We start from the raw sequence: 25,169 nt of genomic DNA on the forward strand, positions 1-25,169 counted from the left end.
AGCTTTGCGGATGCCAAACAACATCACGGACATCGCTATGCCCGTTATAGAGGATTATCCAAAGTGCAAATGCAATGCTTCCTTGCGGCAATGGCACAAAATATCAAGAAAATTGCCCTGGTGGTATGGGCTATTTTGTCTTATTTATGGCGTCAATTTTACTTGTTTGAGGCATGGGTAAAACAATCAGCGAAAATGACCGCTGGCACCATTATCTGAAAGGAAAAGCAAGAGAAAAGCGACAAAGTAAAAAAACAAACCCACTTTTATCAAATGATTTTGGAAAGATGGGTTTGTCAGCAGTCTGAGCAATGGATACATTGCTATTGGTACTAAAACCGTAGCTAGTGGCAATAGAAGTATTGCATTAGGGAATCAGTCAACCTCGAATAATGGCTCTTATAATATAGCGCAAGGGAATGACTCCATTGGTATTGGTACATCTACGAGTGTATTTGGTTACTCTGGCGTGTCCATTGGGCGTCGCAATATCATTGGGGTACCCGATCCTGACTTGGTGAAGGATGGAGTCCTAACGACAAAATCTAAAACTAAGTATAGCGAAGATGACCTAGGAGGGAACAGTGTTATTGTGGGTGCTTATAATGTGGCATATGGTAATCGTTCTAATGTTATTGGTACCTATTCCCGTGCTATGGGCAGTAATAGCGTAGCCATTGGTAGTGGCGTACAGTCCTTAAGCGATGGCAGTATTGCTATCGGTAAAGGTAGTGGCTATGAGTTTGAGGATGCATCTCGAAGTGCGAAATCTACGGATAGAGACTATTATGGTCGTGATTGGGAATTGCCACCAGAATACAAAGTATTAAAACAGGTATTGCGCACAGATATTGCAGATGATAAAACAGATACTAGAACTAGTAGCAGAAAGAACGGTTATTTTGAACATGGAGACCAGCCTAAATATAATAACTATGGTGCTGGTAGCAGTGACCCAGGTGGTTTTATCGTAGAAGGTAAGAATGCGTTAGGCATTGGTACCTATACCCAGGTGCGTGGGGACAGTGCCATTGGTTTGGCAACCGGGGAAATGACGGCAGATCTTTCTGATAAAGATAAGTCTGCCTATGCGAGGGACATGAGAAAAATCATGGATATGGAAGAAACCTTGTACGAGGCTAAAGAGAAGTTAAAGGCGGAGGCCAATAACGGTGATAAGAAAGCATTGGAAAGTGCCGTGCAAGCCGCCGAAGAAAGCTTAGCGACTGCTAAAAAGAACTTTCGTGAGACTTACTTGAAAAAGTATTCCTTCGTCGATGGCAATGGTGCCCTAGGTGTAGGGCGTCAAATCTTGGCACAAGGGGATCGCTCTATGGCAGTAGGTGACTATGCGAAGGCGATTTCCAGTGATGCCATTGCCTATGGCGGTCAAACTTTGGCAAATGGTACCAATTCGATGGCTATGGGTGGTAAGGCCCACGTAGGTACTGAGGAAACAGGGTTTAATAATAGTATGGCTATCGGTTCTCATACCAATGTACAAGCCGGCAATGCCGTAGCCTTAGGGGCGTTTAGCCAAGTAACTGGCACTAATTCCTTAGCTTTGGGTTTTGGAACACAAAGCAGTACAGATTCCAATAATATTACTTATAATTCAGTTAGTGGTCACGATTCCACCCTCATTGGTAGTTATGGCAATATCGCAGGCAATAACTCGATCCTGATCGGTAGTAGCGGTAGCATTGCCAATGACCGTGTCGTAGGACTCGGTAATAATATTAATATTGCGGCGGCAGATTCAGATGACCAAGAAAATAACACGGCTGGCTCTGTATTCTTAGGGGATCATGCTGGCTATGTAAAAGATTCAAAACGCGCTCGTTCGTTGGGCGAAGTTACATTGGTTGGCAGTGACAAGAAAAAAGAATTGACTGAATCCTTAAGTAGCACCAAAGGGGCTTTGCGTGATTATACTAAGGATTTTATCTACATTTATATGCTAGAAAACCAAGATGATGGTACCAAAATAGGTGCGCCTATTGCCGTTCGTAGTGATTTTGCTGGTGGCGATTCTACCGTTGGCGTTGTGAGTGTAGGCTCTACTTATGAGCAAACTTTTGAAAACTTAGACAAAATTAAAGAACATCATAAAAAGGTCGGCTCCCTTATTACAGTGCCGGTAGAGGTAACTGTGCAAGTTACGAAAAATGGTATTTCATTAGGCAAGCAACAACAAACTCGCTATTTTGCAGCAGATGCAACACAAGAGCAGATCAATAGTGATAGTACTTTATCTGATGAAGATAAGAAAAAAGTATGGAACACCATTCAGGAAAGTCGGAAGAAAGCTGACACCAAATACACCGTATTTGAAACTCGCCGTATCCAAAATGTGGCACCAGGTTTAATTGGTTCTAACTCAACCGATGCCATCAATGGTTCGCAATTATTTGCCACTAACCAAATGTTAGGTAATTTGGTTGGTAGCTTGAAGAAAACCTTTGGCGACAATGTAACCATTACAGAAGACGGACAAATTAAAGTGTCTGGTGGAACATTAGGTTGGATTGCTAAAGCAAAAGCAGCCGATGGCTCTAATGGAACTGTAAATTATCAAGTAGGAAAAGACGATAAAATAACTAAAGACGATTTAGAAAAGAAAGGTTCTGCCATAGAAGCAGCTGATCAACTCGTTTTCCAAGCCGGAAAAAATATTGGCTTAGTTCAAACACCCGACACTTTAACCATTAGCACCATTGATACGCCAAGTTTTAAGTCCGTAGAATTGCGTGGCGAAACGAAGGAAGTTAATGGCAGTCAAGAAACGCCTGTTACGATGGTGGATAGTAGTGGCATGCAGGTATATACGGAAACGGTAACGGGCTCTACAACCACTAAAAAGGTATCGACAACAGTGAACAATAAAGGTGTAACAACGGATGGCACTGTTAAAGTTACCAATGGAAAAAACGGCGATCAGGCAAAAGAGTTTGTAACCATTGATAAAGGTACAGATGGTTCTGGTACGGATAAGGAATATGGAAAAATCGGTTTAGATGGTAAGAAGGGCAGCAATGCGACGATTACAATCGACCGTGGTACGAAATCCTTAAACGACGACGTAAATATCGGCGTTGATCCTAGCCAACCAGTAAGCGAAACAAACAAATCGGCTACGATGGACCGTATCACTTACACTACAACGGGTTCTAACAAGACCGTTATCAACCACGAAGTGGCAACGATGGATGATGGCTTGTTCTTAACTACATCCAAGGATGTAACCGATAATAAAGCGGCTGCTAAGGTGAAACTTAATAACACGATTAAGTTCACAGACGGTGCGAATACGAAAGTATCTACTGTAGAATCCAAAGATGGCGTACATGAATTACATATTGATGTAACGGGCTTGCCTATGACGTACACTGTATCCCAAACGGGTGGTACTGATGCGCCAGTTAGCGTATCCAAAGTAGGCGACACCTACCAATTGGCAGATGGCACAAAACTCGTGAAAGTAGGTGACAAGTTCTACAAACCTAGCCAATTAGTGGATCCTAATGCGGATCAACCACAAGTAAAACCAGAAGAAGTAGCTAAGGACTGGACTGTTAACGACAGCATTTCCTTAGTGAATAAGGACGGCTCTAACAACGCTCCTACTACGTTGAAAAATGTAGGCTCTGGTTTGAAAGATGCTAATGGCAATTCTACAACTTTAGACCAAGCAGTAGGCTCTAATGCTGTTAACGTAGACGATTTACGTACATTAGGTAAAGCAGCCACTACAGAAGTAACAGGCACAGGGGCAGCAGAAGTTACGAAAGTAACCGGTGCAAACGGTCAGAATATCTATAATGTTCACGTTGAACGCTTTATGCAGGTGGCTGAAACCGATGTTGAGGGCAATAAAGTCGTAAAAGCTGCGGATAACCACTATTACAAAGAAGCAGACATCAAAGATAAAACCTATATTGATGGTCAGTGGTATAACAATACCGATATCGAAGATAAAACTAAAATAGGTGACAAGTGGTACAATGCAGACGACGTTGTGAACGGCGTACCTAAACCAAATGCAACAGAATTGACTGTACAAGCCACAACTGCACCAAATAAAGCGGTCGGCTTACAAAATAACCTCGTTAATCCGAATGACAATACACCGACTCGTTTAAGCAATCTTGCTTCTGCATTAAGCGGAGAGGTGGGCAACGGAGCAAATACGGAGGACAACAGTGCTATCAACGGCATTGATAAAAATGGTAAACCGACAAGTGAATCCGGTAACAACACCTTTGTGAAAAATGTATTAGACTTAGATGCAACCGAAAAAACAGTGGAACAGTTAAAAACTTCTCTAGGACACGAACCAAGCGAAGATGAAGTAAAAGCGGAAAAGGCACGTGCTGAAAAAGATAAAGCCTTACTCAATTCAGCCGTTACCGTTACTGATTTACAAAAAACGTTACAATCCCCACTGTTCTTTGAGGGCGACAGTGCTGATGGTGTAGCCAATGAAAATGATTCAGATAAAAATACATTTGCCCGTAAGTTAAGCCAAAAAACGAAAATCGTTGGTGGCGTTGATTTAGGCTTGAAGGAAAACGCTACAGCAGACGAGCGTAAGAAAGCGATTGCTGAGAAATTAACAGACCACAACATTGGCGTTATTTCTAACGGCACAGACACTTTAACCATTAAATTGGCGAAAGATTTAACTGATTTACACTCTGTTACAACAACAGACGATAAGGGAAATACTACGCAAATTAATGGAAAAGGCTTAGCCACTACGGCTGATGATGGTAAGGGAAATATTAAGATTACTACTGTCACCAGTGATGGCATTACCATTGTTACAACCGATAAAGATGGCAATAATAATGTATCTTTAACCAATAAGGGCTTAGATAATGGTCATCACCAAATTATCAATGTAAAAAGTGGATTGCTTGATCGACAAGGTAAGCCTGTTACTTTGAAAAATGCGTCAGGAGATATTCTTAATAACGCTGTGAATGTGAAAGATTTACGTGATGTCGTTCAAGGGCTAACCGATAGTGGTAAAGGCGGTGGCTTTGGGCTTACTGGTAATAACGGTGAAGTCCGTAAGAGCCTTGGCGAAACCATTACGCTTAAAGGCGGTATAGCCAATAAGATAGAAAATGGTATTGATATGAATAAGCCTGAAAAAGCTACAACGGATAAAAATACCTATATTGATGTGAAAACCAGTAAAAACGGTTCAGAAAAAATAATGGTAGTAGAAATAGCCAAAGATTTAACCGATTTAAATAGTGCTGAATTTACAGATCAAGAAGGTAATACCACGAAAATGAAAGGTGATGGTATTTATATTGATAAAAACGGTGATGGCAACGCTGATATATCATTAACCTCCGAAGGCTTGAACAACGGCGGTAATAAAATTACCAACGTTGCTGATGGAACAGAGGATACCGATGCAGTTAATGTGAGTCAGCTCAACAAGCTTAAACAGGAAATTAAGCAAAATATTGGTGATGAGATTAATGAACTCAATGCTTATGCACCAGTTGTCTATACAGATAAAAACGGTAACCGTGTTATCAGAAAAGGAAATAAATTCGTTAAGAAAAATGATGAAACGGTTGAAATTTTACCACAAGATATCCGCTTAAGTTTGGTAAATGCAGATGGTAAAACTACGAATCCAAGTACATTGCAAAATGTGGCTGAAGGGGTTCAAGACACAGACGCTGTTAATGTAAAACAGCTTACAGATGCAACAGGAAAACCATTAACATTTAATGGTGATGCCGGCTCATCTAGTGCCAAATTAGGTGAAACCGTTGCTATTAAAGGTGGCGCAAATAGTGCTGATTTAACTGATAATAATATCGGCGTGATCGCAGATAGCACCACTAAAACTTTAAATGTGAAATTGTCTAAGAAACTGAAAGGCTTAGAAAGTGCAGAGTTTGTAGACAATAATGGCAATACCACTAATATTACAGGCGATGGCGTGCATATTAGTGGCGGTAATGGAAGTAACGTGTCATTAACTTCTCAAGGATTGAATAATGGCGGTAACAGAATTACCAATATTGCGCCGGGTGTGGAAGCAACCGATGCTGTCAATGTTAGTCAGTTGAATCAGGTTGGTGCAGCTTTACATAACCGTATTAATAATGTGGCGAAAGGTGCATATGGTGGTGTTGCTTCTGCGGGTGCAATGGCAAGTTTACCGCAAGCCTATTTACCAGGTAAAAGTATGGTTGCTGCTGGCGCAAGCCATTACCGTGGAGAGTCTGCAGTAGCATTAGGTACATCTCGTATTTCAGATAATGGTAAGATTATTTTGAAATTAAATGCTAGCCATAATACTTCAGGAAATACAATGGTTGGAGCCGGTGTAGGCTATCAATTCTAGTTTTATTCTGTTATCTTGAGTCAAGAATAACCAACTAATCATTCGGTTAGTTGGTTATTTCATTATTGTAGTGAAGATAAAAACACCATTTTAATTAGATAAAATCAATAATAAGCAAAATAATATGGCTATATTGTTTGAGTGGAGAAACGGATGAAAAAAATTATTGTGGCAATATCTGGAGCATCGGGCGTTGTTTATGCCATAGATTTACTGCAATCTTTACGAAAAATAGAACAACCAATAGAGATTCACGGCGTGGTGAGCCATTGGGCAAAAGAAAATTTGCGTATAGAAAGCAAAATGCAATTATCGGAACTATATCAGCTTATGGATTATCACTATTCCAATCGAGATATGACATCAACTATTGCTTCTGGCTCTTATTTAATTGATGCTATGGTTATTGTGCCAGCAAGTATGAAAACCGTTGCAAGCATCGCTTGTGGTTTTCACGATAGTTTGATTGGTCGAGCCGCAGATGTGACTTTGAAAGAACAACGTAAATTAATTATTGTGCCACGTGAATCACCGTTAAGCGTTATTCATTTAGAAAATTTGACCAAATTAGCAAAATTGGGGGCACATATTATTCCGCCTATTCCGGCATTTTATCACCCACCACAATCAGTAGATGAACTCATTCGACAGCAGACAGGGAAAATTCTTGATTCATTAGGTTTAGAGCATCAATTAACACCGCGTTGGCAAAGCGGAAATTAAAAACGTAATGCAACAATCTGTCGATAATGGATAAATTGCGGAGCGAACAAGAAAATTTAGCGGAAAAGCGTTATTGCTCGTTCAACAAGCGATAAAAATGTGCAAAAATAAGCAGGTTTATTTATCCGTCTTTTTCCAATAAAAATAACACCGTTGCGGTGATATTTTTTGGCGAGGAAGACAATTTTTCCGGAACTCATTTCGCGCTATTTATCTCAGCGGAGTACGGAATAATAATGAAAATAGAAGAATAAGACTTCTGAAAAAAAGAATAGGATTTTTATGAAAACAACGGCAGAAATTAGACAATCTTATTTAGATTTCTTTCACAGTAAAGGGCATCAAATTGTTGCCAGCAGTTCATTAGTGCCAGAAAACGATCCTACCTTGCTTTTCACAAATGCAGGGATGAATCAATTCAAAGATGTTTTCTTGGGCATTGATAAACGATCTTATCATCGTGCCACTACCGCACAACGTTGCGTGCGTGCCGGCGGAAAACATAACGACTTGGAAAATGTCGGTTATACCGCTCGCCACCACACTTTCTTTGAAATGTTGGGGAACTTCAGCTTCGGCGATTACTTCAAAAATGACGCCATTCATTTTGCGTGGGAATTTTTAACTTCACCGCAATGGTTGGGCTTACCGAAAGAAAAATTATGGGTCACCGTGTATGAAACCGATGAAGAGGCGTATAACATTTGGCACCAACAAATCGGCGTGCCGGCGGATCGTATTGTCAGAATCGGCGATAACAAAGGCGCACCTTACGCTTCCGATAACTTCTGGCAGATGGGCGACACCGGTCCTTGCGGTCCTTGTACCGAAATTTTCTACGATCACGGTGATCACATTTGGGGTGGCCCTCCGGGTTCTGCTGAAGAAGATGGCGACCGCTATATCGAAATCTGGAATATCGTCTTTATGCAGTACAACCGTTTAGCGGACGGCACAATGGAAAAATTGCCGAAACCGTCTGTTGATACCGGAATGGGCTTGGAACGTATCAGTGCCGTATTGCAACACGTTAACTCCAACTATGATATTGATATTTTCAAAACCTTAATCGCTAAGGTGGCAGAAATTACCGGCGAAAAAGATCTTGCCAATAAATCATTGCGCGTGATTGCCGACCATATTCGTTCTTGCGCTTATTTGATCGCTGACGGCGTTTACCCTTCCAATGAAGGACGCGGTTATGTGTTGCGCCGTATTATTCGCCGCGCAGTGCGTCACGGTCATTTATTGGGAGCGAAGGAAACTTTCTTCTATAAATTAGTGCCGACATTGATCGAAGTTATGGCGCAAGCCGGTGAAATTATCAAAGAAAAACAAGCGCATATTGAAAAATTATTACGTTTGGAAGAAGAACAGTTTGCAAGAACATTGGAACGTGGTTTGGCACTATTAGATTCGGAATTGGCAGCGTTGAAAGGCGATGTGCTTTCCGGTGAAGTGGCGTTCAAACTTTATGATACTTACGGTTTCCCATTGGATTTAACCGCCGATGTTTGTCGTGAACGCGATATTGCGATAGATGAAGATGGTTTCAATCGTGAAATGGAAGCGCAACGTGAACGGGCACAAGCAGCAAGCCAATTCGGTATCGATTACAACAACTTAATCCGTGTTGACGGTACTACTGCATTTGAAGGCTATCACGCTGTTGAAAGTTTAGCGAAAGTGAATGCGATCTTTATTGACGGCAAAGAAGTTGATCAGGTTAAAGCCGGTCAAAGTGCTGTCATTATTCTTGAAAATACGCCGTTCTATGCGGAATCAGGCGGTCAAGTCGGCGATAGCGGTATTTTAGAAAGTGCCGATGCGCTCTTCACGGTCAATGATACGCAAAAATATGGTCAAGTATTCGGCCATATCGGTGAATTGAAAAAAGGCGAAATTAAAGTAGGACAAACGCTACACGCCGTTGTTGACGCAGAACGCCGTCAGGCAACTTCATTAAACCACTCCGCAACTCACTTATTACACGCCGCATTGCGCCAAGTGTTGGGAACGCACGTAGCACAAAAAGGTTCATTGGTTTCCGATAAACTGTTGCGTTTTGACTTCTCACAACCGGAAGCGATCAGCAAAGCACAAATTGCTGAAATTGAGCGTATTGTTAATGCACAAATCCGTGCCAATCACGTTGCCAGCGTGGAAGAGATGGATATTGAAGCGGCAAAAGCCAAAGGCGCAATGGCGTTGTTCGGTGAAAAATATGGTGAGCGCGTCCGTGTGATTACAATGGGCGATTTCTCGATCGAACTTTGCGGTGGTATCCACGTTAAACGTACCGGCGACATCGGTTTATTCAAAATTGTTTCCGAAAGTGCCATTTCTGCCGGTACACGCCGTATTGAAGCGGTAACCGGTGAAGAAGCATTTAATGTGGTGTTGGCGCAACAATCGTTGTTGACACAAAGTGCAGAGTTGTTGAAATCCGATCTGCCGTCTATTGTTGAAAAAATTCAACAATTACAAGACAGAGCGAAAAAACTGGAAAAAGAGTTGCAACAATTAAAAGAAAAATCAGCTGTTCAAGCAGTTTCTGATCTAGCACAAAAAGCACAAACTATAAATGGTGTTAAAGTAGTAATAGAATCAGTGACCGGTGTCGAACCTAAATCATTGAGAATAATGGTCGATGATTTGAAAAACCAACTTGGTTCAGCAGTGATTGTTTTTGGTGCAACACAAGATGAAAAAGTCAATCTTATTGTTGGCGTGACCCAAGACTTAACCGGTAAAGTAAAAGCAGGCGAATTAGTAAATCAACTTGCCCAACTTGTCGGAGGTAAGGGTGGTGGCAGACCAGATATGGCGATGGCCGGTGGTAATGAGCCAGCAAAATTGAACGAAGCATTAGCTTTAGCTCAACAATTGTTAGCGGATAAGCTATAAAAATCACCTCCGTAAGGAGGTGATGTCCTCGCGAAATGAACCTATCTGAAGTAACAAGATTGATAACTTTCTAATAGGAAAATACAGGAAAAGGAGTGAATTATGTTAATTCTAACCCGGAAGGTGGATGAGAAATTATTAATCGGTGATGATATTACTATCAGTGTTCTTGAGATACGAGGAAACCAAGTCAAAATTGGCGTAGATGCACCGAAGGATGTCGCGATTTATCGTGAAGAAATTTACCACAAGGTAAAAGAAGCTCGGGATAAAGCGCAACAAGAAGAGTAATTTTGGCAACTGAAAAATGAGGTAAAAAATGGATAAAATAACCTGTTTTAAAGCTTATGATATTCGTGGGCGCTTAGGAGATGAGCTTAATGCGGATATAGCTTATCGAATTGGTCGTGCTTTTGGGCAATTTTTAAAGCCGAAAAGTATCGTTGTTGGTGGCGATGTACGTTTAACCAGTAAAGAACTGAAAAGTGCAGTAACAAACGGGTTACTGGATTCCGGTGTTGATGTGATCGATCTTGGTCAAACCGGAACTGAAGAGATCTATTTTGCTACTTCATTTTTAAAAACAGATGGTGGAATTGAGGTTACCGCAAGTCATAACCCAATGGATTACAACGGCTTAAAATTGGTGCGTGAAGGTTCACGTCCAATCAGCGGTGACACCGGCTTAAAAGATATTCAACGTCTTGCTGAAGAAAACAATTTTCCTGAAGTCACCACTCGAGGTCAATATAAACAAATTTCCGTTGTGGATGATTATGTTGCCCATTTACTTTCTTACATTGATTTAAGCAAATTAAAACCACTTAAATTGGTGATTAATTCCGGTAATGGTGCTGCTGGCCCTATTGTGGATAAAATCGAAGCCGTATTTAAACAAAAAAATGTGCCGGTTGAGTTTGTGAAAGTTCACAATAACCCAGATGGAACTTTCCCTAATGGCATTCCTAATCCTTTACTTCACGAAAACCGCCAAGATACCATTGATGCCGTGTTAAAAAATAAAGCGGATATGGGCATTGCATTTGACGGCGACTTCGACCGCTGCTTCTTATTTGATGAACACGGTCATTTTATTGAAGGTTATTACATTGTCGGTCTATTGGCTCAAGCGTTCCTACAAAAAACACCGGGTGCGAAAATCATCTATGATCCGCGCTTGATCTGGAACACTGAAAAGATCGTGAAAGAACACGGCGGTGAAGCGATTATGTCTAAATCCGGACACTCTTTCATCAAAGAGAAAATGCGTAGCGTTGATGCCGTTTATGGCGGTGAAATGAGTGCGCACCACTATTTCCGTGATTTCTTCTATTGCGACAGCGGTATGATTCCGTGGTTGTTGGTGACCGAATTGCTCTGCACCACCGGCAAAACCTTAGGTGAATTGGTCGGACAAAGCGTAGAAACGTTCCCATCTCCGGGTGAAATCAACAGCAAATTGGCAGATGCGAAAGCCGCAATCGCACGTGTCAAAGAGGCCTATGCACCGAATGCGGTTGATGTCAGTGAATTGGACGGTATCAGTATCGAATACCCTAACTGGCGTTTTAACTTACGTTCTTCCAATACCGAACCGGTTGTGCGTTTGAATTTGGAAACACGTGGTGACAAAGCCTTAATGGAAGAAAAAACTGCTGAAGTGTTGGCATTATTACGCCAATAATCATTTAAAGATAACATTGAATAGCCGCACGATTGTGCGGTTATTTTGTATATAAAACAACAGTATATATCAAACAACAAAAGGAAATTTTAATGAAAGCAATAATTCCTGTTGCAGGTTTAGGAACAAGAATGTTACCGGCGACAAAAGCGATTCCAAAAGAGATGTTGACGATTGCGGATAAACCGTTAATTCAATATATCGTCAGCGAATGCGTTGCTGCCGGAATTAAAGAAATTATTTTAGTTACACATTCCTCAAAAAATGCAATAGAAAACCACTTTGATACCTCATTTGAGCTGGAAACAATGTTGGAAAAACGAGTAAAACGCCAATTATTGGAAGAGGTGCGTTCAATTTGCCCGAAAGATGTCACCATTATGCACGTGCGCCAAGGTTATGCTAAAGGCTTAGGACACGCAGTACTTTGCGGTAAAGCATTAGTAGGAAACGAAGCTTTTGCCGTTGTATTGCCAGATGTGATTTTGGCTGAATTCACCGCCGATCAAAAAACAGAAAACTTAGCGGCAATGATTAAACGTTTTGAACAAACTCACGCTAGCCAAATTATGGTGGCTCCGGTAGCAAAAGAAGATGTTTCCAGCTATGGTATTGTTGACTGTGGCAATGAAGATCTTAGCCTACAGGAAAGTGCAGTAATTAAGAATATTGTGGAAAAACCGAGCGTGGATAAAGCCCCTTCCAATTATGCAGTAGTCGGACGTTATGTTTTCTCCGCAGCAATTTGGGATCTACTTGCCAGAACGCCAATTGGTGTCGGTGATGAAATCCAATTAACTGATGCAATTGATATGTTGATTAAACAGGAAACCGTAGAAGCCTTTACAATGAAAGGCAGAACATTCGATTGCGGTGATAAACTCGGCTATATGCAAGCGTTTGTCGAATATAGTTTGCATCATCCTAAATTAGGTGCGGAATTCAAAACTTATTTGAAACAGCTGGCAACTAAGATTTAATTAAAGCATTCACATTAAAAAGTTTTTAATCTCCTTTCAATTAAACAAACCGCCTAAAAATGGCGGTTTACCTCACTGTATCGTCAATTTCTGTCCTTTTGGTGGAGTCTGTCAATTTTCAGATTATCGCAAAAATATCACTTTTTCATTTCAATAGCTGTTTAAAATTCTTTTTTGCTCATTTATTTGGCTTTTTTAAGCCAAAAAATCATAAAGGAAAGAAAAAATATCAAATAATTTGTGATAACGCTCACAAATAATGAATTTGACCGATAACATCACTTTCGTTTGGTGGTATCCTTACGAACCTTAAAGTTGTTTGCATTACTTAAATTTAATAATAAAAGTAGGAGGACGTATGCTTGGGTTTTTAAAACCTTTACCAGAAAAACCTCTGTTACCAGAGGATAAAATCGATCCAACGTACAGACGTTTACGTTGGCAAGTCTTTATGGGAATTTTCTTCGGTTATGCCGCTTATTATTTTGTGCGTAGTAATTTCGACTTAGCACAAAAAGGGTTAATCGAAGCCGGTATGTACACCAAAACGGAATTGGGTGTGATCGGGATTGCGCCGGGCTTAGCTTACGGTTTATCAAAATTCTTTATGGCGACTGTTTCCGACCGTGCCAATCCGAAAGCATTCTTGCCGTTCGGTTTGATGTTGTCCGGTTTGTGTATGACATTAATGGGGTTAGTGCCTTGGGCAACTTCAGGTATCCTCATTATGTTTATTCTTTTGTTCCTCAATGGTTGGTTCCAAGGAATGGGTTGGCCGCCTTGCGGTAAGTCAATGGTGCACTGGTGGTCACAAAAAGAACGTGGAACTATCGTATCTATTTGGAACACCGCACATAACCTTGGTGGTATGATGCCGGCTGTATTAGTCGGTTTGGCAAGTATGATTTATGCATCAAACCACCCTGAAGTAGCGAAGGTAACTTTCGGCCACGTTTGGCAACAAGCGCTTTACTATCCTGGTATTGCCGCAATGGTAGCAGCTGTTATCATCTATTTTGTAATGAAAGATACTCCGCAATCTTGTGGTTTACCGCCAATCGAAGTGTATAAAAATGATTATCCTGAAAACTACGATGCGAAAAAATCAGAACAAACCTTAAGCACAAAAGAGATTCTTTTAAACTATGTGTTGAAAAATCGTTTGTTATGGTACATCGCGATTGCTAACGTATTCGTTTACTTAATTCGTTATGGTGTTTTGAAATGGTCACCAGTTTATTTGGGAGAAGTAAAACACTTTGATATTAAAGCAACCGCATCTGCTTATGCTATTTATGAATTTGCGGCAATTCCTGGCACATTAATTTGTGGATGGGTATCCGATAAAGTGTTTAAAGGTAAACGTGGTTTAACTGGTTTCGTATTTATGGTGATGGTAACTATTGCAGTTATTGTCTTCTGGTTAAATCCGGCAACACCGGCAGACCAAATAGCGCATTACTCAACATTACCTTGGTATAAAAACCCATATCAATTAACTGACTTCATTATGATGACTATTATCGGTTTCTTGATTTACGGCCCAGTAATGCTAATCGGTTTACACGCACTTGAATTGGCACCGAAAAAAGCTGCCGGTACATCTGCAGGTTTCACTGGTCTATTCGGTTACCTAGGTGGTACAGTTGCTGCAAGTGCTGTTATCGGTTGGGCAGCTGATAAATACGGCTGGGACGGCGGCTTCTATATTATGGTCGGCGGTTCAGTTATAGCCTGTTTATTAATGCTTGTTACTATGATGGAAGAAGGCAAACATAAAGCCAAAATTGCCAAAGAAGACCGTTACGGTAACTAATTCTTGATTTGAAAGGCGATAACAAGTTTATCGCCTTTTTGGTACCCAATATTCAGCGTTTCATCGTTTAGTGCGGATAGATTGTCTATCAAATCATCATATTTATCCGCTACGCTATGTTGAACGCTAAAAAAGAGTTTGCAAATTTCTGTTTTACACCACAATTTTTCACTATATTAAAGGAGCAAATAATGAAACTAAAACATATTATGGTGGCGTTAATGGGCGTTGGGTTATTAGCCGGTTGTGCAGCGCAATCCGGCACACAAAGCGTATCCTGTGATAAAAAACTGGTGATTGCTCACCGCGGAGCAAGCGGTTATTTACCGGAACACACTTTGGAATCTAAGGCGTTGGCATTCGGTCAGAATGTTGATTATTTGGAACAAGACTTAGTGATGACAAAAGATAACCATCTGGTGGTGATTCACGATCACTTCTTGGACGGTTTGACCGATGTGGCGAAGAAATTCCCGAATCGTCATCGTAAGGACGGCAAATATTATGTGATGGATTTCACTTTGGCTGAAATTAAAACGCTTAATATGACCGAAAATTTCAAAACTGAAAACGGTAAACAGGTTCAAGTTTATCCTGATCGCTTCCCGATGTGGAAATCCAATTTCAAAATCCACACCTTTGAAGAAGAGCTTGAATTTATTCAAGGTTTAGAAAAATCAACCGGTAAGAAAGTCGGTATTTATCCTGAAATTAAAGCGCCTTGGTTGCATCACCAAGAAGGTAAAGATATTGCTTTGGCTACCTTAAAAGTGTTGAAAAAATATGGCTATACCGACAAAAACGATCACGTTTACTTGCAAACCTTCGATTTCAATGAGCTAAAACGCATTAAAACTGAATTGGAACCGAAGTTAGGAATGGATTTAAAACTAGTACAATTAATTGCTTATAGCGATTGGCACGAAACCGAAGAGAAAAATGCGCAAGGCAAATGGGTAAACTACAGCTATGACTGGATGTTCAAACCGGGCGCAATGGCAGAAATCGCGAAATATGCCGATGGTGTCGGTCCGGGTTGGTATATGTTGGTTGATGATGAAAAATCAACATTAGGCAACATTAAATATACGCCAATGGTTAAAGAGGTGGCTGCCCAAAAATTGGAATTACACCCTTATACCGTGCGTAAAGACGCGTTGCCGAAATATATGACTGATGTGAACCAAATGTATGACGCGCTGTACAATAAAGCCGGTGCGACCGGATTATTCACCGATTTCCCTGATTTAGCGGTTAAATTCTTAGCAAATCAGTGCAAGAAATAGCCGACAATAAGTTGCGATAAAAATTTAAATCCGTTCAATAAGGTTAAATATTGAGCGGATTTTTATTACTCAATTTCTTTTTTGCGATCAGCTTCCCACTTTTTTAACAACAACATCGCTGAATAGATTTGCCTTATAGAAAATAGCATTGCCAGATCTAATGGCACCTATAGTTGAAAATTTATGAGGTAACTTATGAAATTAAAACATTTATTTGCGTTAACTTTCGGTTCACTAGCACTGTTGTCCGGTTCGGTTGCGGTAGCGGAAAGCGCCAATCCGCCGCCGGCAACTGAAACGGCACAACTCCAACAGGCGGCACAGAGCGATAAAGTGAATTTAAATACTGCCACTGCTGAACAGTTACAGAAAGGATTGGTCGGTATTGGTGCGAAAAAGGCACAGGCGATTGTCGAGTATCGTGAGCAGCACGGGCCGTTTGTTTCTGTGGAACAGATTACCGAAGTAAAAGGAATCGGTTCAGCTATTTTTGAAAAAAATAAAGATCGTCTAGCGATTGAATGATTGCATCATTAAACAAAAGAAAATTGCTCCTAACTTTACAGCTAGGAGCAATTTTTTCATCATCTGAAATTCAGTTCAGGATCAACCCATACCGTATTTTTTTAATTTTTTACGTAATGTACCGCGGTTAATGCCTAACATTGTTGCTGCACGAGTTTGGTTACCACGCGTATATTGCATAACCATATCCAACATTGGATGCTCAACTTCCGCTAATACGAGTTCATAAAGATCATTAACGTCTTGACCATTTAATTGCGCCAAATAATTTTTTAATGCTTGTTTTACAGAGTCACGTAATGGTTTATTTGTTACTTGTGCCTGTGCATTTAACGTTGAAACGGTTAATGCATCAGCATTGCTACGTTGTTCTAACATTTTTTCCCTTTTTATTACTTTATTATGATCACGACATAGGTCGGATTGAACACAAAAATTCTTCCAACGCCGTTAATTGATCGCTCGGATTGGTTAAGGCGTTAAAAGATCGCTTAAAATCAGAAACAGGAGAAAGTCGATCCAAATACCAGGCTACGTGTTTACGTGCGATACGGTAACCTTTTTCCGCACCATAAAATTGATGCAAAGCGGCAATATGTTGCAAAATAACAGTTTTCTTTTCAGAAAACGGCACTTGTTGCACAACTTTACTCGTTTCTAATAATTCGGTAATTTCTCGAAAAATCCACGGATTGCCCAGTGCACCACGTCCAAGCATAATCGCATCGGCTTCGGTGTAATCCAAGACATATTTCGCTTTTTCCGCAGAATCAATATCGCCATTGGCAATGACCGGAATTGACACCGCTTTTTTCACCGCTTTGATGCTGTCGTATTCCGCCTCGCCATTGAACAGGCAAGCTCTTGTCCTTCCGTGAATCGAAAGGGCTTGAATACCGGCATCTTGTGCGATTTTAGCGATTAAAACACAGTTTTTATGTTGTTGATCCCAACCTGTTCTTATTTTTAACGTGACCGGAACATCAACCGCACTCACCACAGCATTTAAAATCTTGGCAACCAGATCAGGATATTGCAACAGCGCTGAACCGGCTAATTTTCGATTTACTTTTTTAGCAGGGCAACCCATATTAATATCAATAATCTCGGCACCATAACCAACGTTTACTTGCGCTGCCTGAGCCATCTCATCCGGATCACTGCCGGCAATCTGCACGGCGTTAATTCCGATTTGCGGATGATGCGCTAAACGTAATTTGGATTTTTCGGTATGCCACACATCCGGATTGGTCGACATCATTTCCGAGAATGTCAATGCCGCCCCATATTGAGAACAAATCCGCCGAAACGGGAGATCAGTAATCCCAGCCATAGGTGCTAAGATAACCGGATTTTTCAAACTGAATTGACCAATCTGCACGCTTAATTACCTATTGCTGTACTACTTCTACTTTCTCATTATGCTGAATCTGAATGATGACAAAATCGCCAGCCTTGAAGACTGAAACGGTCGCTTATCATACGCACTTTTGTTCAATTAGTGAAGAGTTAAATCGTATTTATCGCAGAAAAAGTGTCTTTTTTTTCATCTTAAATTGCTGAAACTTTAAACAGAACGATTTTTTTGCAAATTCGTTACCAAATTTGATCAAACTTGATTGCGAAAAGCAACGGAAAAAAGGAAGATGGGCATTTTTCAACACCATTTTTGTCGTTCCACCTTTAAAGGATTAAAAAGGAGAAAATATGTCGTTGCAACCGAGTTTAGATTGGTTATCCGATCCGTCCGTTTTTGCGGTTAATCGTTTAACTGCACATTCCGATCACAGCTATTATACCAGCTTGGCACAGGCACAACGCAATGCCGCAATGTCGATGCGTCATTCGCTAAACGGTGAGTGGTATTTTCATTACACGAAAAATCCACAGTTACAACCACAAGATTTTTATCAATCGGACGTGGATAATCGCAGTTGGTCGACAATTCGTGTGCCGGGGCATATTCAGTTGCAAGGATTTGCGCAACCGCATTATGTCAATACGATGTACCCTTGGGACGGCAAGGCGGATATTCGCTCACCGGCAATTCCGCAAGATGAAAACGGTGTCGGCAGTTATGTTACCTATTTTTCCGTACCGACCGCGTGGCGATCACAACCGGTTTTTATCTCTTTTCAAGGGGTGGAAACCGCCTTTTATCTTTGGCTCAACGGGTATTTTGTCGGTTATAGCGAAGATTCCTTTACACCGGCGGAATTTGAATTAACCCCTTATTTAAAAACCGGCGAAAATAAATTGGCAGTGGCGGTATACCAACGAAGCACCGGCAGTTGGTTGGAAGATCAAGACTTTTGGCGTTTTTCCGGTATTTTTCGTGATGTCTATCTTTACACCATTCCAAAAATCCACCTCTATGATTTGGAGATCAAACAACAGATTTCTGAAAACCTGCAAACAGCGGAAATTCTGATCAAAGGACAATTTTCAACGCACAGTGAAAACGCAAAAACAGTACAAATAATGTTGTGCAATCAAGAGGGCACCACGCTTACCACCACCGAACAACAGCTGACAACAACAACCTTCAGCGTATCCTTGCCGGTTGCCAACCCACATTTATGGAGTGCCGAATCGCCCTATCTTTATCAGCTTTATATCCAAATTTTCGACCGACATCATAAATTGATTGAAGTGATCCCGCAGCCGGTCGGTTTACGCCATTTTGAAATGAAAAACGGCGTGATGTGCTTGAATGGAAAACGCATTATGTTCAAAGGCGTCAATCGCCACGAATTTCACCACCAACGTGGACGTGCCATCAACGAACAGGATATGTTGGCGGATATCCAAATTTTGAAACAACATAATATCAATGCGGTCAGAACCTCACATTATCCGAATCAAAGCCGTTGGTATCAGTTGTGCGATCAATACGGTATTTATCTGATCGATGAAACTAATCTTGAAACGCACGGATCGTGGCAAAAAATGGGTAACGTTGAACCATCGTGGAATATTCCTGGTAATGATTTACGTTGGAATGCGTGCGTGTTGGATCGAGCAAAATCAATGTATGAACGCGATAAAAATCATCCATCGATTTTAATTTGGTCGTGCGGTAATGAGTCCTATGCTGGCGAAGTTTTACGCAATGTTGCCAACTATTTTCATGAAAAAGATCCGCAACGTTTAGTGCATTACGAAGGCGTTTTCCATTGTCGTCAATTCGATCAAATCAGCGATATGGAGAGCCGAATGTATGCCAAACCGCACGAAATTGAGCAATATTTACAACAAAATCCGCAAAAGCCCTATATCAGCTGCGAATTCAGCCACGCAATGGGCAACTCAAACGGCAATTTACACAAATATATTGAGCTGGAAAAATATGAACAATATCAAGGCGGTTTTATTTGGGATTTTATCGATCAAGCCCTATTACACAAAGATCGCTACGGCAACGATTATTTGGCTTATGGCGGTGATTTTGACGATCGCCCGACCGATCGTAATTTCTGCTGTAACGGTTTGATCTTCGCCGATCGCCGCTTATCGCCGAAAATGCAGGAGGTGAAATTCCTCTACCAAAATATCAAACTCTATCCACAAAAAGATAAGGTATTGATTAAAAACGAAAATCTTTTTATCGATACGCAAGATTACTACTTTGTGGCAACGTTGCGCCTTGAAGGCGAAATTAAACAAAGTTACCGCTTTGATGCGCTTATTCCGGCACAAACGGAACGGCTAATGCCACTGCATTGGGATGAAGACAATTGGCTTGAGAATGGCGAATATTGCGTAACAGTCAGCGTGCATTTAAAACAGAAAACCTTGTGGGCAGCGGCAGACAGCGAACTGGGCTTCGGGCAATTTATTGTTGCGCAAACCGCTGATAAAACCCAAGAACCGCAAATAACGGCATTACCACCGCTAAAAATGGTCGTGGGCGATATTAATGTCGGCGTATTTGGCGATCACTTCTCTGCACTGTTCTCACGACAGGAAGGCAGCTTAATTTCATTAAAATTTGGCGATAACGAACTAATCAAAACGGCACCAATGCCATTATTCTGGCGCGCAACCACCGACAATGACCGTGGCACAAACAGACGTTTTAAAGCCGGTTACTGGTTAATGGCAAGCCAATGCGGGCGCTGCCAGAAAATGGATTGGCAACGTTACCAAGACGGCAGCGTTAGTGTCAGCTTTGACTATATTTATCCGATTTATCAACAACTTAGAGTCAAAGTAAGCTATCACATTCACTGTAACGGCGAGATCAAAGTGCATTGCCATTATAAAGGGGAAGCCGGTTTACCTGATTTACCGACTTTCGCTTTGAGCTTCCGCGTTGCTGCCGACTATCAACATTTACGTTGGTATGCGCTCGGCGAAGCGGAAAATTATCAAGATCGTTCTAGCGGCGCAAAATTGAAAATTTTTGAAAACCGTGTCCAAGATAACGACACACCTTACACGATTCCGCAAGAGTGCGGCAACCGCACCGGTGTACGTTGGGTGGAGTGTCGCCAAACCAATAGCGGCTTCAAAATTGAAGCCACAGATCAACCGTTATCCTGCAATTTCTTGCCTTACACCGCTTTTGAGTTGGAACAGGCACAACACCATTATGAATTACCGCCGATACATTATACGGTGGTCACCATCGCCGCTAAACAGATGGGCGTTGGCGGCGATGACAGCTGGGGTGCGGAAGTGCATCCGGAATATTGCCTACCGGCGGAGGGTGAGATTAAGTTTGGTTTTGTGATTAGGGGGATTTAAGGTTAGGTTAGGGTAGGTTGGATGTTGGGTTGATTCAACATTGTGCCACTTATCTAGTTAATTTCTTTGGGTAAGTTTAGGTTTCGCCTAAAGGGCGACCTACTTTCTTACTTGTGTAAGAAAGTAGGCAAAGAACACACCCCCTGAAACCAAATAACAATAAATTAATTGAAAAGAGAAAGAGAGCAAATTTTTATCTAAATCGAACCTAAGCACAGATCTAAATAAAATCCCCATTCTCCCCTTTACAACTTGCCTGAATGAGCGGTTAAGTGGCTAGGAGAATTTTTTCTGTTTGAGTCCCCATTTTGCCACGCAGTGGCAGTTAAAATGGGGCGAGTTTAAAAATTCTCCGTCTGCCACTCCGCGAAATGAAGAACAGCAAGTTGTCAGGGGCGTGCTTTTTTTGCTTCGTTTTTTTGCACGAGCAAAAAAATGAAGTCGACCGTTAGGTCGAAACCCAAACTTACCAAAAACAACAAAGGCAGGAAAACCCTGCCTTTGACCAACTTAACTAATCATCACCACTGGAAGCCGACACCGGCACCGACTGTTGCGTTGCCGTTGGTGTTTTGGGTGGCGCTGGCTTTAATCACAATCTTGCCATTGTCGGAAATACGGGAAACCCCAATCGCAATCGCCTGTTGTGAACGGTGAGAACCTACCCCGAGCGACACCATACTTTTACCCGGTGCGGTCGGTTGCGGTAAATTCGCCATTGCGGCTGCACTTGCCGCTACGCCGTCAATACGTTTATCCAACTTATCAATATCTCTCGCTAAACGATTGATTTTCTTGTTGGTTTCGTATTTTGAAGCCTCCAACTGGCTTACATTCACCGCATCGGTCGGTGCAGAGCCTGCAGCGACATTGGTGATACGGCGCACTTCTTGTTCGCCTGCTTCGTTTACACCACCCACAGATACTTCACCGATGACTTGTTTACCGTAACCTCTGACACGCTCTGGATCACCTACGGGTACAGCACTTTGCAACTCTTCGATGGTTTGAGTGGCTTGAGCATTTGCACCTAAAGCGACACTGTTTTTAGTTGTAACCTTGGTTTTATGCCCTACGGCTACGGCATTATCGGCAGTAACTTTGGTTTCATTGCCCACAGCAAAAGCGTTATTGGCTTCGATGGTGTTGTTGTTACCTAAAGCATAACTACCATTACCGGTCACGCTACTTGGGTCACCAAAGGCACCTGAACCATCACCTTTGACGGTATTGCCACTACCAATACTGATGCTGTTTTTACCACTTACTTTGCCACCGGAACCAATCGCAATCGAACCTACAGAATCTTTGGTGACGGTTGCCCCTTTACCGATAGCAAGACCACCTTCAGCACCACTTTCTACATTGGCTTGATAACCGATAGCGGCAGCATATTTAGCCGAAGCATTGGAATCTTCGCTATTGCTGGCTTGTTTTTCAGGTATGTCTTGGCCGGCATTCACGTGGAAATATTTAATCCCTTGTTCGTTCATATTGCGAATTGCAGTGTAAACATTATTCGTAATATGTTCGCCTTGCTCTTTAACATTATATGTCGTTAAGTAAGGCTTACCGGCTTTATCGGTCGGTACATTAATCACAGTAGTCGTGCCGTCCGGTTTATTCACAGTGACTTGCGTGATTTGAATATCATCACCCTCTTTAATGCCTAAATATTCATAAAGCTGACCACCATTGATTGCATCCTTAGAACCTTTGGCAACAGCACCATCCGCCACATTGGTCAATTTAGATGGATTAGTGACCGAACCATCTGCATTTTGTACCGATGTGATGATGTCACCTGTTAGGACAACTTTATCTTTTGCACTGGTAACACTGCCATCTTTACCTACAATATTGCCGTCTTTATTCACACCGGCAACCGTATAGAATTGACCATCTTCGCCTTTATAGACTTTTTGTTGCTTACCGTCTTTATCGGTGGTATAAGCCACCGGTAATTGGGCATTATTGACAATGCCTTGATTATTGGTGGCAATCGTTAACTTGCCTTGTGCTTGGGTGAGCGTGATATTGTCGCCGGCTTCAAAGGTAAAGGTATCGCCCGGTTTGATATTTTGACCATTTTCTTTCAAGTCATCTGTGGCAGAGGCAACGCCTGTACCACTAGCGCTCACTTTCACATTAAAGCCTTTATCAGCAGTCGCTTGTGCATCTTTTGCGGCTTTTGCCACTTCATTTAAATCAGACACATTAACCGCATTGTCTTTACGCTTAGCATCTGTTGCCGGTTGTGCGAGTTTATCGGTAAAGCTGGCGTTTTGATTAACTTGACCATCTGTACCTTTAATCTCAACATCCGCCACAGAGGATTGAATTCCACTTAACTGTTGCGAAGTCGATTTACCCTCTTTATCGACAAGCGAAACGCCGGCTGGTGTGCTTGCGGTAATTTCAGTCGCGCCTGATTTTGGTTGACCTTGATTATCCAAATCACTGGCTTTATAAAGTTTATCACCCACTTTAACCAAGGTATCGCCGGCACCAATATCGCTCGCTTTGTAGAAATTGTCGCCCACTTTGACTAAGGCATTGCCTTGATCATCAGTAAACGACATTGGTAAACCCTCGACATTAATCGCATAGCTGTGAACGCCGTTATTGCTGGTAATAGTGGAAACTCGGGTGTTTTTACCATCCAACACTTGTACAGTATCGCCTAGTTTAACGGTTTGCGCGGTACCGCTATTGGTTTGAAGTTTAAAACCAGTGTCAGCAAGATTGCGTAAATCTTGGGTAGTGACGGCTGCATTTGGCGTAATACCGTTTGGTTCGCCCACTGTGCGAAGATTATTGATAAAGCTGTTGTTGCCGTTCATAGCTTCATCAACCACTTTACCGCCAATCGCACTGGCAAGGTTTTCCAATTTGATAGTGTTGTTTGTGCCACCATCCGCATCCACTAAGCGTAAAGAAGGCGAAGTAGCCGTTGGCGGTGTGACTTCTTGCATAGAGCCGTCTTCACCGACTTTCTTCCAAGCGCCGTCATTGTAAACCAAGCCTTTAATATCGTCCGGTTTATACCATTTACCGTCTGCACCTTTGATCATTTCTGCTGGCGGTTGTTGCGCTAAATTTTGCAAACTACCGTCATCACCGACTTGCTTCCACGTTTTGCTAGTCGCATCGTAGACTTTACCGGCAATATCCGTAGGTTTATACCATTTACCATCCGCACCTTTAATCAATTTATCGCCGTCTGCATTAGTAAATGCCATCGTTTCTTCCACGTGGACATTGTAGCTGTCACGACCATCTGTAGTGGTTTTGGTCACGATTGCCGCACCGGTTCCTGTCACTTGTGTACGTGCTTGAGCAACGGCGGTATTGGTAGCTTGTTGATATTGATACAACTGACCACCGTTGATGGCATCGGTTGAGTTTTCAGAAATATCTCCTGCACCAACATTTGTGATTTTATTACCACCGTTGTTTAAACCTTTGTCTGTGAGGCTAACGGTTTTATTAGCATCAGCAGAACTTGGCTTAATTGTTATACCACCTCCATTAACCGTTGTTGTGGTGCCATCTGTATTTTTAAACTCAGCACTGGTTAAATCACGAAGTTCTTTGGCAAGACGAACCACCAGACTTTTCTTACTTGCATCATCTGTTTCTAGTGCTACATAAGTATTTTGATCGGTGGTTTTATCGGTATAGGTTTCACCATTTTGAGGTTCAAACCCACCTTTAATCGTAACGGTATCGCCTAGATTTCGTTTCCAAGTTTCACCTGTATTCCCCTCAAAGGTCAAACCGCCACCCATTGTTGTGGTTAAACTCGTTTCAAGATCTTTGTAGTGGTACACTAATTTTGCAGTCCTCAATAGGTGGTAAACTATCACAAAAAGAGGATATTAAGATGAGAAGAACATTTAGCCCGGACTACAAAGTTGCCGCGGTAAAATTAGTCACCGAGCAAGGTTATTCTGTTGCCCAAGCCTGTTCGGAATTAGGGATAGGCGAAACGGCATTACGTCGTTGGATAAAACAAGTCCAAGCAGAAAAACAAGGCTATGTATTGCCCGGAACGAAGCCCTTATCACCGGAACAGCAACGGATACGAGAGCTTGAACAACGCATTAAAATTCTCGAA

The 25,169-nt window shown here is 41.7% G+C and carries 15 protein-coding genes and 1 pseudogene; 13 read left to right on the forward strand and 3 right to left on the reverse strand.

The genetic code is table 11. The features are described 5' to 3' along the window. The 11 genes and pseudogenes from A3EO_RS12735 to A3EO_RS0106465 form a co-directional block, all read left to right on the forward strand. The coding region (locus tag A3EO_RS12735; RefSeq protein ID WP_211206176.1) for a transposase at positions 1-219 on the forward strand (219 nt) is incomplete at its 5' end. A gap of 100 nt (positions 220-319) precedes the next feature. Then, positions 320-379, forward strand: a pseudogene (locus A3EO_RS13905) (hypothetical protein); the annotation flags it as partial. Between the two features lie 426 nt (positions 380-805). Further along, positions 806-6,379, forward strand: a complete 5,574-nt coding sequence (locus tag A3EO_RS0106420) for a YadA-like family protein (protein ID WP_169333125.1) — start codon at positions 806-808, stop codon at positions 6,377-6,379. A 153-nt stretch (positions 6,380-6,532) separates the two neighbouring features. Then, entirely contained in the window at positions 6,533-7,102 is a 570-nt protein-coding gene (locus A3EO_RS0106425) for a UbiX family flavin prenyltransferase (RefSeq protein ID WP_018346475.1), read from the forward strand. Positions 7,103-7,384: 282 nt separating this feature from the next. Continuing rightward, positions 7,385-10,009, forward strand: a complete 2,625-nt coding sequence (gene alaS / locus A3EO_RS0106430) for an alanine--tRNA ligase (protein WP_018346476.1) — start codon at positions 7,385-7,387, stop codon at positions 10,007-10,009. Positions 10,010-10,111: 102 nt separating this feature from the next. Next, positions 10,112-10,300 carry a carbon storage regulator CsrA gene (csrA, locus tag A3EO_RS0106435; RefSeq protein ID WP_018346477.1) on the forward strand — a complete coding sequence of 63 codons (189 nt, stop codon included), beginning with the start codon at positions 10,112-10,114 and terminating at the stop codon, positions 10,298-10,300. Positions 10,301-10,328: 28 nt separating this feature from the next. Continuing rightward, positions 10,329-11,693 (forward strand): phosphohexomutase domain-containing protein, encoded by a 1,365-nt coding sequence (locus A3EO_RS0106440; RefSeq protein ID WP_018346478.1) that lies wholly within the window; start codon positions 10,329-10,331, stop codon positions 11,691-11,693. A gap of 92 nt (positions 11,694-11,785) precedes the next feature. Further along, positions 11,786-12,673, forward strand: a complete 888-nt coding sequence (gene galU, locus A3EO_RS0106445) for a UTP--glucose-1-phosphate uridylyltransferase GalU (RefSeq protein ID WP_018346479.1) — start codon at positions 11,786-11,788, stop codon at positions 12,671-12,673. A gap of 358 nt (positions 12,674-13,031) precedes the next feature. Further along, positions 13,032-14,489 carry a glycerol-3-phosphate transporter gene (glpT, locus tag A3EO_RS0106450; RefSeq protein ID WP_018346480.1) on the forward strand — a complete coding sequence of 486 codons (1,458 nt, stop codon included), beginning with the start codon at positions 13,032-13,034 and terminating at the stop codon, positions 14,487-14,489. A gap of 191 nt (positions 14,490-14,680) precedes the next feature. Beyond that, on the forward strand, positions 14,681-15,775 hold the full coding sequence (glpQ, locus tag A3EO_RS0106460; RefSeq protein ID WP_018346482.1) for a glycerophosphodiester phosphodiesterase: 1,095 nt from the start codon (positions 14,681-14,683) through the stop codon (positions 15,773-15,775). A 195-nt stretch (positions 15,776-15,970) separates the two neighbouring features. After that, positions 15,971-16,300, forward strand: a complete 330-nt coding sequence (locus A3EO_RS0106465) for a ComEA family DNA-binding protein (RefSeq protein WP_013746361.1) — start codon at positions 15,971-15,973, stop codon at positions 16,298-16,300. An 81-nt stretch (positions 16,301-16,381) separates the two neighbouring features. Here the strand turns inward: A3EO_RS0106465 and fis are convergent, their stop codons facing one another. Continuing rightward, complete coding sequence (fis, locus tag A3EO_RS0106470; RefSeq protein WP_013746362.1) at positions 16,382-16,678, reverse strand: DNA-binding transcriptional regulator Fis; 297 nt, start codon at positions 16,676-16,678, stop codon at positions 16,382-16,384. A 28-nt stretch (positions 16,679-16,706) separates the two neighbouring features. Further along, entirely contained in the window at positions 16,707-17,681 is a 975-nt protein-coding gene (gene dusB, locus A3EO_RS0106475) for a tRNA dihydrouridine synthase DusB (RefSeq protein ID WP_013746363.1), read from the reverse strand. A gap of 326 nt (positions 17,682-18,007) precedes the next feature. On the opposite strand from dusB, the gene A3EO_RS0106480 reads away from it, so the two are divergent. Continuing rightward, positions 18,008-21,049, forward strand: coding sequence for a glycoside hydrolase family 2 TIM barrel-domain containing protein (locus tag A3EO_RS0106480; RefSeq protein ID WP_018346483.1), 3,042 nt, complete (start codon positions 18,008-18,010; stop codon positions 21,047-21,049). A 521-nt stretch (positions 21,050-21,570) separates the two neighbouring features. On the opposite strand, the gene A3EO_RS0106485 is transcribed toward A3EO_RS0106480, so the two are convergent. Beyond that, a complete protein-coding gene (locus A3EO_RS0106485; RefSeq protein WP_115241548.1) occupies positions 21,571-24,882 on the reverse strand; it encodes a YadA family autotransporter adhesin in 3,312 nt (1,103 codons plus the stop codon). 53 nt (positions 24,883-24,935) lie between these two features. On the opposite strand from A3EO_RS0106485, the gene A3EO_RS0106490 reads away from it, so the two are divergent. Beyond that, positions 24,936-25,169, forward strand: a 234-nt coding sequence (locus A3EO_RS0106490; RefSeq protein WP_018346485.1) for an IS3 family transposase, incomplete at its 3' end; no start/stop codon positions are given.

The sequence above is a fragment of the Gallibacterium anatis DSM 16844 = F 149 genome (assembly GCF_000379785.1).
GTDB lineage: Bacteria > Pseudomonadota > Gammaproteobacteria > Enterobacterales > Pasteurellaceae > Gallibacterium > Gallibacterium anatis.

What these genes read in the sequence shown, in the direction of transcription:
- A3EO_RS0106425 (WP_018346475.1), top strand. Translation starts at nt 6,533, where the DNA reads ATGAAAAAAATTATTGTGGCAATATCTGGAGCATCGGGCGTTGTTTAT.
- alaS (WP_018346476.1), top strand. Translation starts at nt 7,385, where the DNA reads ATGAAAACAACGGCAGAAATTAGACAATCTTATTTAGATTTCTTTCAC.
- csrA (WP_018346477.1), top strand. Translation starts at nt 10,112, where the DNA reads ATGTTAATTCTAACCCGGAAGGTGGATGAGAAATTATTAATCGGTGAT.
- A3EO_RS0106440 (WP_018346478.1), top strand. Translation starts at nt 10,329, where the DNA reads ATGGATAAAATAACCTGTTTTAAAGCTTATGATATTCGTGGGCGCTTA.
- galU (WP_018346479.1), top strand. Translation starts at nt 11,786, where the DNA reads ATGAAAGCAATAATTCCTGTTGCAGGTTTAGGAACAAGAATGTTACCG.
- glpT (WP_018346480.1), top strand. Translation starts at nt 13,032, where the DNA reads ATGCTTGGGTTTTTAAAACCTTTACCAGAAAAACCTCTGTTACCAGAG.
- glpQ (WP_018346482.1), top strand. Translation starts at nt 14,681, where the DNA reads ATGAAACTAAAACATATTATGGTGGCGTTAATGGGCGTTGGGTTATTA.
- A3EO_RS0106465 (WP_013746361.1), top strand. Translation starts at nt 15,971, where the DNA reads ATGAAATTAAAACATTTATTTGCGTTAACTTTCGGTTCACTAGCACTG.
- fis (WP_013746362.1), bottom strand. Translation starts at nt 16,678, where the DNA reads ATGTTAGAACAACGTAGCAATGCTGATGCATTAACCGTTTCAACGTTA.
- A3EO_RS0106480 (WP_018346483.1), top strand. Translation starts at nt 18,008, where the DNA reads ATGTCGTTGCAACCGAGTTTAGATTGGTTATCCGATCCGTCCGTTTTT.